This window comes from Methyloceanibacter stevinii, assembly GCF_001723355.1.
GTDB classification, from domain to species: domain Bacteria; phylum Pseudomonadota; class Alphaproteobacteria; order Rhizobiales; family Methyloligellaceae; genus Methyloceanibacter; species Methyloceanibacter stevinii.
Genome location: NZ_LPWE01000010.1, coordinates 340,754 through 354,492, shown reverse-complemented (window position 1 = coordinate 354,492; position 13,739 = coordinate 340,754). Strand labels below are relative to the sequence as shown.

The window sequence follows — 13,739 nt, the reverse complement described above, 5'->3', positions numbered from 1 at the left end:
TCCTGACTTGGCCAGACTTCAACACGTGGTTTGAACATTTGGCTTGGCGGCTGTGTGAAGCGCCGACGGCATCGTTCGCCCAAGGCGTTGTCGCGCAGAAACCGAGCGGAGAGGACGAGTCCCTCGATCACGAGGGCTCTTGGACCTCTTCGTCATAATGGGAGCGAAAACGCGAGGGTTCGCATATGAGGAGATTTCACAGTATCGGTGGGTATGTGTCGGCGTCATGCGTCGCGCTGGCCCTCGGTGGCCTTCTAGCAGGGGCCGCCAACGCCAACGACCGTCTGGTCGAAATGGCGAAGAATCCAGAAAACTACGTCATGCCGGGTCTCGACTACACGGCGGACAACTACAGTGAGATGGATCAGATCAACACGGGGAACGTTAAGGACCTCCGTGTGGCTTGGACTTTCTCGACGGGTCTGCTGAATGGTCACGAAGGCACGCCGCTCGTGGTCGATGGCGTGATGTACGTCAACAGCTCTTTCCCGAACAACGTCTATGCCCTGGACCTCAAGAATCCGGGCAAGATCAAATGGCAGTACAAGCCGAAGCAGGATCCTGCGGCCCGTGCCGTGGCTTGCTGCGACCTGGTCAATCGTGGTCTCGCCTACTGGCCGACCGACGATAAGGGCAAGACGCCGAACCTCATCCTCTCCAACCAGTTGGACGGCCATGTGGTGGCGCTGAATGCTGACACGGGTGAGATGTACTGGAAGGTCGAGAACTCCGACATCAAGGTCGGGTCGACGCTTACGGTTGCACCTTATGTCGTCAAGGACATGGTCATTGTCGGGTCGTCGGGCGCTGAGCTCGGTGTGCGCGGCTATGCCACCGCATACAACGTCAAGACCGGCGAGCAGGTCTGGCGCCGTTATGCCACGGGTCCGGACGCCGAAATCGGCATCGGCGACGACTTCAACAAGGACAACCCCCAATACGGTCAGAAGGGTCTCGGCCTTGCGACTTGGGAAGGCGATGCCTGGAAGATCGGCGGCGGCACCAACTGGGGTTGGTATGCCTACGATCCGTCTTTGGACCTGATCTACTACGGCTCGGGTAACCCCTCGCCGTGGAACGAGACGATGCGTCCGGGCGACAACAAGTGGACCATGACCATCATGGCCCGCAACGCCGACGACGGCATGCTCAAGTGGGGGTATCAGAAGACCCCGCATGACGAGTGGGACTACGCCGGCGTCAACGTGATGATGCTCTCCGATCAGAATATCGATGGCAAGGACCTCAAGCTGGTCACCCATCCGGACCGGAACGGCATCATCTACACGCTGAACCGCGTCAACGGCGACCTTGTCCGTGCCGACTTCCTGGATGACACCGTCAACGTTTGGACGCATGTCGACATGAAGACGGGTATTCCGGTTCGTAATCCGGAATACGGCACGCGCATGGACCACAAGGGCAAGGACATCTGCCCGTCGGCCATGGGCTACCACGACCAAGCTCACGACTCGTACGATCCGGAGCGGGGTCTCTTCTACCTCGCCATCAACCACATCTGCATGGATTGGGAGCCGTTCATGCTTCCCTATCGCGCCGGTCAGTTCTTTGTCGGTGCCACCCTGTCGATGTACCCGGGTCCGAAGGGCGACCGCGCCAACTATCTTGGCCTCGGTCAGGTCAAGGCCTACAGCGCGCCTGAGGGCAAGTACAAGTGGTCGGTCATGGAGCGCTTCGCTGCTTGGGGCGGCACGCTCGCGACCAAGGGCGGTGTGATGTTCTATCCCACCCTCGACGGCTACCTCAAAGCCCGCAACTCCGACACCGGCGAGCTTCTCTGGAAGTTCAAGATGCCGTCTGGCGGAATCGGCTATCCGATGACCTATGAGCACGACGGCACGCAGTATGTCGCAGTGTACTACGGTGTCGGCGGTTGGCCGGGTGTTGGCCTGGTGTTCGACCTCCAGGATCCGACTGCGGGTCTCGGTGCCGTGGGTGCGTTCCGCAACCTGCAGAACTGGACCCAGCAGGGCGGTGGCCTTCTGGTCTTCTCGCTCGACGGCAAAGGCCCGTACAGCGAGGACGTGAATCTCGACGAGTACTCGACCGAGATCATCACGGACGGAACCTAGTCAGATGAAGGGTCTGCCAGGGCGCCTCGGTGCGCCCTGGCGGAACCCGCTTCCCCGAGACATTGCGAGGGTCGAATAGGCCGCCTGATGGACAAGAGAACGATCGGCAACCGCCGGTCCGCCGTCGTCGCCGCGCCAAGTCGAGCCCTCCGAACAACACGACAGTCTGTAAGGACACATGTGATGGACATGAAATTCAACTTCCTAGGCAAGGCGCTTCTGACGACCGCTGCCGCCGTGGCCCTGTTTGCCGGGCCTGCGAATGCGGCGAGCGGCGCAAAGAGCGACGAGGCCCCCTTGCGGGTCTGCGCGGGCGCCAACGAAAACCCCTACTCCCTGAAGAGCGAGGAAGGCTTCGAAAACCGCATCGCGAAGGCGCTCGGCGAGGCCATGGGCAGAGATGTGGAATTCGTGTGGGAGGACCGGCCTGCGATCTACGTGGTGCGGGACCTTCTCGACAAGGACAAGTGCGACCTGGTGATCGGTGTCGATACGGGCGATCCGCGCGTGCTCACCACTTCGCCCTACTATCGCGCGGGCTACGTCTTCGTGCAGCCCTCGAACTCCAAGCTCGAGATCGAGGCGTTCGATAGCGAGGACCTCGCCAAGGCGAACAACGTGGGCTACGAGCCCGGCGGTCCCGCCGAAGTCATGATGGTGAAGCACGGCCTCTTCAGTAAGAACTTCAACTACGTGAAGTCGCTGACCAACTTCAAGAGCTCCCGCAATCAGTACCTGCGGATCGATCCCGCACTCATGGTGAGCAATGTGTCGTCCGGCAAGTCCGACGTCGCCATCGCCTTCGCGCCATCGGTTGCCCGCTACGTCAAGGAGTCGGACGGCAAGCTCAAAATGACCGGCGTGCCCGACAACAATTTCCGCTTCGACGGCGAACCGGTGCTGTTCCATTTCGATCAGTCCATGGGCGTGCGCAAGGACGACGAGAAGCTTCTCGCCGAACTCGAAGAGGCTTTGGAAAAGGCCAAACCGCAGATCCAAGAGATTCTGATCGATGAAGGCATTCCGGTCGAAGAGCCCACGAAGCCGCCGTCGGATACGAAGTCGTAGGACGTTGCATGCGGGCGTCTGGGTGCCCGCCATAAAGAAGACTTGAGAAAGAAGAATCGAGAAGGAAGCGAAACGTAATGAGGCAGGGTTTTAAAGTTGCAGCCGTGGTGGCCGCGCTTTCGTTGATACCGCTGATGGCTCTCGCCCAGCAGATTCAACTTGTTCACACGATCACCGGCATGCCGCTCGATCTCAGCCTTTCGCCTGAGGAAGGCCGAGATACGCCGGCCGTGAAAGAGTTCATGAAGACCGGCCACAATCCCTATAACGGGGTTGAGAGTTGCTTCCATGAAGCCGAGGAAGTGTTCCTCACGGCTTGCTCGGGATGTCACGGCCATATTGGCGAAGGCAAGCTCGGCCCCGGTCTCAACGACGACTATTGGACGTATCCCAAGAACCAGACCGACAAGGGTCTGTTCGAGACGATCTATGGCGGCGCCCGAAGCATGATGGGCCCGCAAGCGTCAGCCAGAACAATGGACGAGATCCTGCTGGTGATCGCCTGGGTTCGTCACCTGTACAAAGGGGACGTGGAAGGCGCCGTCTGGCTCACCGACGAGCAGAAGGCCAACTTCGTTGCCTTCGACCCCGACCACCACAAACCTGAAGCCGAAGAATTGGTTTGCGAGATTCCCGCGCAAACGGCCGCAGTAGGTGCGGACAGCGCGGAGAAGAAGACGGAAACACCGTCAGAAAACTAGCGACTGAGCACGGAGGAACTGACCCATGAAGAAGACACTACGCATTACAGGCGCGGCGCTTGCGGGCGCTGTTGCGCTTGCCATGACGGCGGGAAGCGCTCTGGCCTATGACGGCACGAACTGCAAGGCCCCCGGCAATTGCTGGGAGCCCAAGCCGGGCTATCCGGAGAAGGTTGCAGGATCCAAGTACGATCCGAAGCACGACCCGAAGGAACTCGCCAAGCAAGGCGATTCCATCAAGGAAATGGAAGCACGCAACGCGAAGCGTTCTGCGCACTTCAAAGAGACCGGCAAGTGGGTCTACGACGTTTCCAAGCTCTAGCTCTGTCTTGCTTCTCCCAGAGCTAACCCTCGAAACAGGGCGTCCATCACTGTTTTTCGAGGGAGGGGTGCAGCCAAGGGCTGCACCCCCTTTTGTCTTCGACAACTCGGACGTCGTGCCGCGCGCCTGCGCTTGAGCGAGAGCGGCGCAACGCAACAGAGGGGCATTGCTATGGCAGGTCTTGCTGAGTCGCCTGCGGACTCCGCCAGCCGGGACCAACGGATCGATCTTGCCAATTGGCGCGACCGCGCCCTGGCGTTCGAGGGCGTCCTGAGGAACACAATCATCGGACAGGACCGCGTCCTTCGTCTGCTGACGATCGCGATCTTCGCGCGCGGCCATGTGCTGCTGGAAGGGGATGTCGGCGTCGGCAAGACGACGTTGTTGCGGGCTGCGACCCGCGCGCTCGGTGGCGCGTTCGAGCGTGTCGAGGGCACGATCGACCTCATGCCCGCCGATCTGATTTATCACACATACCTCGACGAGGACGGGCGGCCGCGCGTCGAGCCGGGTCCCGTCCTGCGCCAGGGTGAGGATCTTACTGTCTTCTTCTTCAACGAGATCAACCGCGCCCGCCCTCAGGTGCATTCATTGCTGCTTCGCCTCATGGCCGAGCGCAGTGTCACCGCGTTCAATCGCGAGTACTTCTTTCCGCATCTCCTCATCTTCGCCGACCGCAACAGGATCGAGCGTGAGGAGACATTCGAATTGCCCGCCGCCGCACGCGACCGCTTCTTCATGGAGATCTCCATGGAGACTCCGAAGGATCGCGAGATTCGCCGCGCCCTGGCCTTTGACCGGCGCTTCTACGATGCGGATGCGCTGGTGCAATCGGTCACGGAGGATGTCCTCGACCACAGCCTGTTGAACGATGTGGCGCGCGGCGTACAGGCGCGAATCCAAACCAGCGAGGCGCTCGAGAAATACACCCTCGATCTATGGTCCGCCATTCGGGATCCCGTGTCGGCCGGTATTGAGATCAGCGGTGTCGACATGTCCCGCCTCGTTCAGGGTGGCGCGTCGCCACGCGGCATCGCCTATCTCGTGCGCGGCGCGCGTGTCGAAGCCTGGCTCAATGGACGCGACATGGTGGTCCCGGAGGACATCCGATCCGTGTTCCCGGAGATCATGTCGCACCGCGTCTTCCTCGATCCGATCTACGAGCTGCGCCGGGAAGCCCTGGTCGAAGCGTTGTTCGCGGAGGTCTTTGCGAAGGTACCGGCCCCATGAGCACGGCTTCTCACGAAGCCAGTTCAGCTATCGAGGTGCCTTACCGGCTGGCCTGGCGCGCGGCCGGCGTGCGCATCGGCGCCCATCAAGGAAAGATGGAAGGCGCCGGCGGCCTCTTCAAAGATCACGAACTCTTGTTCGCGCGCGGGAGCCGCGCCGGATCGACCTGCGGGTGTCGCTGCGCGATCCGTTCGGAAACCTCTATGCCAAGCGGTTTTCGCAGCGAAGCGCCATCACCGTCTATGCGCTCGTGGACCTGTCAGCCTCCATGGGGTTCCTCGGACAGGCGCGCATCATCGACGTGCCACGGATCTGTGCGCGGCCCTGGCCGGGTCAGCCCGGCGCATAGGCGATACGTTCGGCCTCATCGGCGCCAACCGCCGCATTGTTCCGACGTGTTTCTGGCCGGCGACCGCGTCGCGGGGAGCCGAAGCGGAGATGCTGACCTATCTGCGCGCCTTCGATCCGGCCGAGCAGGGCGAGCTCGGCGACAGCGCGGAGGGTCTTGTCGATGCCGCCGCAATCATCGCCGGCCGCCGCAAGCTAGTGTTTCTCATTTCCGACTTCCTCATGCCGGAGGACACGATCGAAGCTATCTTCGAGGCCCTGGCCGGACATGATGTGATTCCGATCGTGCTGCGCGATCCCCGTGAGCTGGAGGACCTGCCGCGCTACGGCCTCGTGTCGTTCGCCGATCTCGAGACGGGTGGCAGGCGTCTCTATGTGATGCGGCCCGCCTTGCGGGCGGCGCTGATCGCCGATGATGCGGAGCGATCCAAGCGCCTGCGCTCGCTCGCCATGCGTTACGGCCGTCCTCCGTTCGAGATTGTCGGCAAGATCGATTGGGACAGGTTCGGCGCGTATCTCATGGGTGAGGTGGGATGATCGCGTTTGTGCTTGCGCTGCTGCTTTCGACGCCGGCATTCGCGGCCGATGAGCCCGCATCGCCGGTCTGTCTGTCAGCACGGTCGAGCCGCGCGGCTTCGGTTACTTCGTCGGGGATCTGCTGACTCGCGAAGTGCATGTTGACGTCGCCAAACCCTACGTCCTCGAAGCGGCATCCCAGCCGAAGCCCGGCCGTCTGGCCTATTGGCTCGACCTTCGTTCGGTCGATGTGACCGAACGGGAGGAGACCGGAGCGACGCGCTACCGCCTCAAGCTCGTCTACCAAACGCTCTACGTGCCGTTGTCGCCGGCCGAGCGCTACCTGCCGGCATTTGAGCTTCGCTTCAAGGATGGCGACGACGTCGCCGTCGCCAAAGTGCCGCCCTTCAAATTCATCATGGCACCGCTGCGGGAAGTCATTCCGGAGGTGCCGGCAGAGGGGCCGGAAGGCTATCTGAGGCCCGACGCCAAACCGCAAGCGGTGTCCACGCGCCGCGATCGCATTCTTTTCGGCGTGGGCCTCGGGCTCGCAGGGTTGGCGCTGATCTTCCTGGCTTACGATCGGGCGTGGTGGCCGTTTCGCGCAAGGCCCGACCGGCCCTTCGCGCGCGCCTCCCGCCGGTTGCGGTCCCTCGCACGCCTGAACGATGACGAGGCCTATCGCGCGGGGCTCCTCGATCTGCACCGGGCCTTCGATGCCTCCGCTGGGCGCCGTGTTCTCGCAGAAGATGTCCGCGGATTTCTGGAAAGCCACGGGGTGTTCCGCGCTCAAGAGCGCGAGATCGATCGGTTCTTTGCTGCCTCCCGCCAGGCCTTCTTCGCAAACGATGTGAGCGGCGCTGAAAAGGCGATGCCGTTGCCGGCGATGGCAGCGCTCGGCGCGGAGCTCAGTGCAGCGGAACGGAGGGCCTCATGAATCTAGCCGTCAGCCATCCTTGGGTTCTGTTGCTGCTCCCGTTGGCACTCCTGCCACTCTTGGCCGCGGCGCGTGAGGCGGATCCCTATCCATCGTTGCGGGCAGCTAAACCGGACCCGCTCTCGCAAGGCATCGACGTGGCCTTGCGCGTGCTCGGCGCTGTCGCGATCGCCGCACTCGTGCTTGGGCTGGCGGGGCTCCACGTCAAGGGCCAAAGCATCGAGCGAACCGGTGAAGGCGCCAGTATCGTACTGCTCTTCGATCGCTCGGCGAGCATGAACGACACGTTCGCCGGCCAGGCGCCGACACGCAGCGGCGAAGAATCGAAATCGGCGGCGGCGCGGCGCTTCCTGAAACAGTTCGTCGCCACCCGCGAGCACGACCGCTTCGGCGTCACGGCCTTCTCGACGGCGCCCATGTTCGTGTTGCCGCTGTCGGATCATAAAGACGCGACGCTTGCCGCCATCGACGCCATCGTCCAGCCGGGCCTCGCGCTTACCAATGTCGGCAAGGGGCTCGCCATGGCGCAGTCCATGCACGACGCGGATATCGTGTCCGTCGACGACATGGCCGGGGGCGTTGCGAACCGCGCCATCGTGCTGGTCTCGGATGGCGCAGCCGTCATCGACCGCAAGATGCAGCAGAAGCTCGAGGCCGCCTTTCTGAAGCGGCCGGTCAACCTGTACTGGATCTTCCTGCGCACGGAAGGCTCGCGTGGCATTTTCGAGGCGCCCGATCCGGACAAGCCCGACACGCCTCGGGCCATGCCGGAGCGTCACCTCAATCTGTTCTTCGAGAACCTCAAGATTCCATACCGGGCTTTCGAGGTGGAAAACCCATCCGCCGTCGGAGAGGCGATCGCCACGATCGACAAACTCGAGCGGCGCCCCATGCGCTATCACGAGCGCATTCCGCAAAAGGACCTGTCGGCGCTCGCCTACAGCATTGCCCTCGGTGCCCTGATTCTTCTCGTGCTGGCCAAGCTCGCCGAGGTGAGAGTTTCGCAGCCGGGGATACGGGTAGGCCGTGTCGGTCACGCGAGTCTCGGTCTTGTGCTCTGCGCTCTAGCGGTTGCGAGCGCACCCACTGACCCGGCACGGGGCGCCGAAGTCACGCGCGAGCAGCTCCTGGCGGTTCTCGAAGCCTTTGGCGAGGACCGGCCCGATCTGTCGCGGCGGGATCTCACCGGGCTCGATCTCTCCGGTATCGACTTCAAGCGCGCCGATCTGTTCGCAGCCAATTTGAGTGGCTCCATGGTGCAGGGCGCAAATTTCGCGGGCGCCAACCTCAATCGCATGGTCGCCAACGAGGCGGACTTCTCGGGCGCCAACTTCGAAGGCGCAAGCATGTTCGCCATCGTCATGAACGGTTCGGACCTCACGGGCGCCAATCTGTCCAAGACGCGGATCATCGGCCAGTTGGCCAAGGCGCGCTTGAACAAGGTCAAGATGGTGGGCGCCGATCTCGGCGCGGACCCCGCCAATCAAGGCATGGTTCCGGTGCGTCTCGACATGGCCGGGGCTAGCCTTGAGGGCGCCGACCTCACGGGCTCGAACCTTGTCCATGTCGTTCTCACTTTCGCCGATCTCCGCGATGCCACCTTGGTCGATACGCGGTTCAACTGGGCGAAGATGTCCGGCGCCAAGCTCGATGGAGCGAATGTCGCCGGTGCCGACTTCTCCAATGCCGATCTCGATGGCGCCACGCTGAGCGGACTGAAGGGGCTCGACACCGCGACCGGCCTGCAGGAGCAAGCCCAATGACGGCCGCCCGGCACTCAGTCCGCACACGAGGGCTTCTGCGCGGCGCTTTCGGCGCAATCCATGCCGCGCGCATCGTCTTCGTGTGGCTTCTGCTTGCCATTGGCCTGGCGCTCGCGATCTCGTCGGCGTGGAACTGGTACAAGGCCTGGAACGACAACCGCACGATCGCCGCGCTGGCCGCCGGGCAGAATGTCGAGATTCGTGCCGACACCGCGTCGCCGCCGGTGCTGTTCGCGCGCGCCTACTATCTCCTCCAGCGCGATAGGGTTGGCGAGGCGCAGGTCCTCCTGGATCAGGCGAACTTTCGCGCCGACGACGAGACGCGCGTCGCCATGCTGTACGACGACGGCAATGCGCGCCTCAGGACGACCTTCGCCGCGATCGAACAGGGCAAGTTCGACAAGGCGACATCGCTCGTCAATCTCGCCAAGGCCGACTACGAGCAGGCGCTCCGCCTCGATCCCGGCGCCTGGGACGTGAAATACAATCTGGATGTCGCCGCTCGGCTCGTGCGGGATCTGCCGACAATCGTGCAGACCGAGGAGCCGATGCAGCAGGAGCCGCGCAAGGACCTTTGGAGCGACTTGCCGGGAGTTCCGCGGGGAGAGCCATGAGCCGCTTCCCGCTACGCTACGCCATCCACGAGCATCGCTTCTGGCTGCTCGCCGCTGCGTTGCTTCTGGTCGTCGTCGCTTTGTTCCTGCCGCGCGTGACGTTGACGCGAAAAGCTTATGACGTGATGGCATTCGTCGATGTGACGGCAAGCATGAATGCCCGCGATGGGGTTCTGAACGGGCAGCCGGTCAGCAGGCTCGATTTCGTCAAGGATCGATTGGAAGGCCTCATCGCTGAGCTGCCGTGTCAAAGCAGGCTGGGGCTCGGCATTTTCACGGCGCGCCGCGTCTTCGTCTTGTTCGAGCCGATTGAGGTCTGCGAAAACTTCTCCAGTCTCGATTCCGCGATCGATGCGCTCGATTGGCGCATGGGATGGGAGGGCGACAGCTACGTGGCGCTCGGCGTCTACGACGCATTGGCCGTCGCCAAGACATTCGACGACGCGGTGGTGTTCTTCACGGACGGCCATGAAGCGCCGCCGCTCCCCTGGACGGGGCTCCCGCCCTTCGAGGGCAAGCCGGGAGAGGTGCCCGGTCTGATCGTCGGCGTTGGCGGAAAGACTTTGGTCCCCTTGCTGAAATATGACGACTCGGGACGCGAGGTCGGCAACCTGGGGCCGTATGACGTTCTGCAGGAAAATCGCTTCGGGCCGCCGCCCCCCGATGCTTCAAGCCGTCCGGGCTGGCATCCGCGTCAGGCCCCCTTCGGCGATTTCCCCGTCGATAACAACAATCACATGAGCTCCGTAAAGGAGGAGCACCTGGAAGCGATCGCCGCTGTGACAGGGCTGACTTACGCGCATCTGGGAAGCACAGGGGCGCTGGTTAAGGACTTCGAGCGGGTCACGCCGGGCCGAGAGGTGCGGGTCGCGACGGACGTTCGCGCCTACCCGGCCGGTTTGGCGCTGCTTCTTCTCGTCATTCTTTTCGGCGTCCTGCCGCTGCGGGAGCGCATCGCACGCCGCCGCCCACACTCAAAACCAACACTGAATGAGGTTTATCCATGACGTTGTTTAGAATAGCCGTGCTGCATGCTTTCCTCCTGCTCGGTGCTGCGTCCGCAGCGGCGCATGGGCCCACACCACAGAAGGTCGAAGAAGGCATCGCGATTGCTGCGCCGCCCGCAAAGGTGTGGGACCTGGTCAAGAATTTCGACAGCCTCGTGTCGTGGAACCCGCTCGTCGAGACGAGCATGGGGACCGGCGGCAACGAGGCGGGTGCGGAACGAACGGTCGTTCTGCGCGATGGCGGCCAGCTCAAGGACAGTCTCGATGAATATGTCGAGGAGGAGATGTCGTACTCCTACCGCCTCGATACGCCGGACATCGAAGCGTTCCCCGTGAGCTTCTATTCCGCCACCCTGGCCGTGAAGCCGGGCGCGGACGGCGGCAGCGAAGTCACATGGGACGCGCGCCTGTATCGCGCCGACACCGGCAATTTCCCCTCGGAGGAACAGAACGATGCGGCGGCGATCGAAGCCGTAACCAAGTTCTACAAGGCGGGACTCGAAGAGCTGAAGAAGAAGGCGGAGGAATAGAGGTGACCGTGGCGCGGCAACCTATTGCCGCCGGGGCCGCAATCTTTGCGGCGCTTTTCGCCACTTTGTTTGTGGTGAACGCCGCCGCCGCGCCGCGCCTCTATGTCACCAACCAAGAGGCGGGTCGCGTGGTGGTGATCGACACGGCGACCGACGAGACGGTCGAAACGATCTCGGTCGCACGGGGGCCGGCCATCATCGCCGCCGCGCCGAACGGGCGCACGCTGTATGTCACCTATCCCGAGATCGGCCGGATCGACGTTCTGGATCCCAGCATGCCGGACGCTCCGCGCACGATCACCATCGCCGGCACGCCGTTCGGGATAGCCGCCTCCGACGACGGGCGCCTCTTCGTCAGTGACTGGAACAGGAACCTCGTGTCGGTCGTCGACAGTGCGACGGGCAAGGTCCTCGCGGAGATCGAGGTTGGCCGCGCGCCGGCGCATGTGGCATTTGCCCCGCAGCTCAGCCGTGTCTTTGTGGCGAACCGGGAGGACGATTCCGTCACGGCGATCGATACGGACGCATTAAAGGTCGTGGGCACGGTCAAGGTCGGCAAGGCGCCGTTCGCGTTGGCCGTCTCGCCTGCGGGGAAACGCCTCTACGTGGCGAATGTCCGAAGCGGCGACGTCTCAGTCTTGGATGCGGCTTCTCTGGAGACGCTGGGGACCGTGCGGACCGGCGCCATGCCGTATGGCGTCGCGGTCTCGCCGGACGGCGAGCGGGTGTTCGTGGCGAACCAGCAGTCGGGCACCGTGAAGGTTCTGGATGCCGCCTCGCTCGATCCCGTTCAACGAACCAAGGTCGGAAAGTATCCCGAGAGCATGGGCATGCTCCCCGATGGCGGGCGCCTGTATGTAGTCAATTGGATGTCGGGCGACATCTCCGTCCTCGACGGCCAGACGGGAGAAGAACTGAAGCGCATCGCCGTGGGCGAAGGAATTCGCGGCCTCGCCATCGCCGCGGCCGAGTAGAGAGCGCTGCCGATGCCGCGCCCGACACACTTCCTCGACATCGCGCTTTGCCTGGGGATTCTGGTTGCGATCACACTTCCGGGGGTTCCGGCACGCGCTCTTCCCAATGGCATCGAGGATCGCGATGAGCGCTATCCGTTCGTCGTGGAGATCGCCCAGCGCGGCCGCATGATCTGCTCGGGCACGGTCCTCTATCCTCGCGTCGTCGTAACCTCGGCGCACTGCGTGCAGCATGTCGCCACTGCATTGGGCAAGCGCATCTACGTCGACTCCTATCTGCAACCCGAAGAACTCTTCGTACATGTGTTCAAGCAGGGGCGCATGCGATCCTATGCCGTGGAAGCCGTTAAGGTCGCACCGGAGTGGCGCCAGAACGACACGAGCCAATGGAGAACCGCCCGGCTTCCCCATGACATGGCAATCCTTGTGACGGCGGCGCCGATCGATGTCGAACTGCCGCTCGGCGAGGTGAACGCGATGGGGCCTTCGTTGCCACGCCCCGCGACGACGGGGCCCGGACGCCAGGGCGTTCTTGTGGCGTATGGGGGGCTGAGTTGCGTTGCGGCCGAAGATTGCAGCAACGCGGGAGTGCGCCGCTATCTGCCCGTCAAGATCAAAGACGCAGCCGAGTGCTTCAAGAGCCGGCTGGATCGAGAGGCAGGTCTGCACGAGACGCTATGGTGCATGGATGAGAATGTTTCGCCGGGCGATAGCGGTGGTGCCCTTCTGATCGAGGACGACGACGAGGTGTTGCGCTATGTCGGCGTCATCTCGGCTCAGCGGGGCTTGCCGCCGGAACTGGCCGCGGTCTTTGGTCGCCGCGAGAGCGCCGCCACGGCGCTTTCCGCAAACCTTCCGTTCATCGAAGAGACAGCGCGTTCGCTTGGCTACGGGCCGACTAGTTCGGATCCATGATCGGCGCGAGCTTGTCCTTCATCGCAACGATCATCTCGTAGTTCTCGTCGGACGGCTCGAGGCGCTTGAGGCTGGACGCGATCCGCCGATACATCTCGATGATGTCGGCCTTTTGCTCCGCGGTGAGATTCGGATTGCGTTCGGCATGCTCGACGTTCAAGCGGAGAGCTGTGTCGGTCGCGCCGGGCTTCTTGCCTTGGGCCAGGAAAATATATCCGCGGACCACGGTCCCTGCCGTGTCCGACCACTCTTCCAGATTCTTGAAGCCGTGCTTTTGGGCAACCGCTTCGAGGGCGGCATGCTTGTCGGCCGGCAGGGCATCGAGGTCCGAGTCGCCGCTGCCCGGTAGGGGCGGCTTCTCCGGCAGCTGCGTCTTGGAGAACTTTGCCCCCGTCTTCCGTATCTCCGGGAACGACGCGATCAGCCGGGTCACGTTGTCCTCGGTGAGCTCCACCTGACGCACGGAAGCGGTCATCGCTTCGAGGTCCGCAGGATCGAAGCCCCCTTCCGCAAGCCCCTGCGCATGCGCGGCGTTGATGAAGGCAAGTGCGAGGAACGTGGCGAGGCTCAGACACAGTGCGCGAAGAGCCGGAATACGAATGGACATGGGAATACTCTCTTTTCGGGGGGCACAAGAGTCTTCCCTTAGACGATCGCAGGCCCTGGTAGCGATGCCATCTCCCGCAAATCTCCCGGTGGAAGAATGCCTAGGACATAAGGG

At 63.0% G+C, this 13,739-nt stretch carries 15 protein-coding genes; 14 read left to right on the top strand and 1 reads right to left on the bottom strand.

Annotated features, from left to right (window positions below; translation table 11 throughout):
• Nucleotides 1-185: 185 nt before the first annotated feature.
• The 14 genes from AUC70_RS05590 (at nt 186) to AUC70_RS05530 (ending at nt 13,018) form a co-directional block, all read left to right on the top strand.
• Nucleotides 186-2,093 carry a methanol/ethanol family PQQ-dependent dehydrogenase gene (locus AUC70_RS05590; protein WP_069443934.1) on the top strand — a complete coding sequence of 636 codons (1,908 nt, stop codon included), beginning with the start codon at nt 186-188 and terminating at the stop codon, nt 2,091-2,093.
• A 183-nt stretch (nt 2,094-2,276) separates the two neighbouring features.
• Nucleotides 2,277-3,161 carry a methanol oxidation system protein MoxJ gene (gene moxJ, locus AUC70_RS05585; protein ID WP_069443933.1) on the top strand — a complete coding sequence of 295 codons (885 nt, stop codon included), beginning with the start codon at nt 2,277-2,279 and terminating at the stop codon, nt 3,159-3,161.
• Between the two features lie 77 nt (nt 3,162-3,238).
• Complete coding sequence (gene moxG, locus AUC70_RS05580) at nt 3,239-3,862, top strand: cytochrome c(L), periplasmic (RefSeq protein WP_083241292.1); 624 nt, start codon at nt 3,239-3,241, stop codon at nt 3,860-3,862.
• Between the two features lie 25 nt (nt 3,863-3,887).
• Entirely contained in the window at nt 3,888-4,184 is a 297-nt protein-coding gene (locus AUC70_RS05575) for a methanol dehydrogenase [cytochrome c] subunit (RefSeq protein ID WP_069443931.1), read from the top strand.
• 171 nt (nt 4,185-4,355) lie between these two features.
• Nucleotides 4,356-5,414 carry an AAA family ATPase gene (locus AUC70_RS05570; protein ID WP_069443930.1) on the top strand — a complete coding sequence of 353 codons (1,059 nt, stop codon included), beginning with the start codon at nt 4,356-4,358 and terminating at the stop codon, nt 5,412-5,414.
• 172 nt (nt 5,415-5,586) lie between these two features.
• On the top strand, nt 5,587-5,763 hold the full coding sequence (locus AUC70_RS17880) for a hypothetical protein (RefSeq protein WP_244505508.1): 177 nt from the start codon (nt 5,587-5,589) through the stop codon (nt 5,761-5,763).
• Nucleotides 5,727-6,299, top strand: coding sequence for a DUF58 domain-containing protein (locus tag AUC70_RS17875; RefSeq protein WP_483127772.1), 573 nt, complete (start codon nt 5,727-5,729; stop codon nt 6,297-6,299). The genes AUC70_RS17880 and AUC70_RS17875 overlap by 37 nt, the downstream gene beginning before the upstream one ends.
• 133 nt (nt 6,300-6,432) lie before the next feature.
• Entirely contained in the window at nt 6,433-7,215 is a 783-nt protein-coding gene (locus AUC70_RS05560) for a hypothetical protein (RefSeq protein WP_083241291.1), read from the top strand.
• Entirely contained in the window at nt 7,212-8,978 is a 1,767-nt protein-coding gene (locus AUC70_RS18550; protein WP_069443929.1) for a pentapeptide repeat-containing protein, read from the top strand. The genes AUC70_RS05560 and AUC70_RS18550 overlap by 4 nt, the downstream gene beginning before the upstream one ends.
• A complete protein-coding gene (locus AUC70_RS05550) occupies nt 8,975-9,592 on the top strand; it encodes a hypothetical protein (RefSeq protein ID WP_083241290.1) in 618 nt (205 codons plus the stop codon). The genes AUC70_RS18550 and AUC70_RS05550 overlap by 4 nt, the downstream gene beginning before the upstream one ends.
• On the top strand, nt 9,589-10,599 hold the full coding sequence (locus AUC70_RS05545; protein WP_069443928.1) for a vWA domain-containing protein: 1,011 nt from the start codon (nt 9,589-9,591) through the stop codon (nt 10,597-10,599). Before AUC70_RS05550 ends, AUC70_RS05545 begins: the two co-directional genes overlap by 4 nt.
• Nucleotides 10,596-11,129, top strand: a complete 534-nt coding sequence (locus tag AUC70_RS05540; RefSeq protein ID WP_069443927.1) for an SRPBCC family protein — start codon at nt 10,596-10,598, stop codon at nt 11,127-11,129. The genes AUC70_RS05545 and AUC70_RS05540 overlap by 4 nt, the downstream gene beginning before the upstream one ends.
• Nucleotides 11,130-11,137: 8 nt before the next feature.
• On the top strand, nt 11,138-12,103 hold the full coding sequence (locus AUC70_RS05535; protein ID WP_158007367.1) for a YVTN family beta-propeller repeat protein: 966 nt from the start codon (nt 11,138-11,140) through the stop codon (nt 12,101-12,103).
• Nucleotides 12,104-12,115: 12 nt separating this feature from the next.
• Nucleotides 12,116-13,018: a trypsin-like serine protease gene (locus AUC70_RS05530; protein WP_069443926.1), complete on the top strand. Its 903-nt coding sequence runs from the start codon at nt 12,116-12,118 to the stop codon at nt 13,016-13,018.
• On the opposite strand, the gene AUC70_RS05525 is transcribed toward AUC70_RS05530, so the two are convergent.
• A complete protein-coding gene (locus tag AUC70_RS05525) occupies nt 13,002-13,625 on the bottom strand; it encodes a hypothetical protein (RefSeq protein ID WP_069443925.1) in 624 nt (207 codons plus the stop codon). The two genes, AUC70_RS05530 and AUC70_RS05525, sit on opposite strands and share 17 nt — an antisense overlap.
• Nucleotides 13,626-13,739 lie beyond the last annotated feature (114 nt).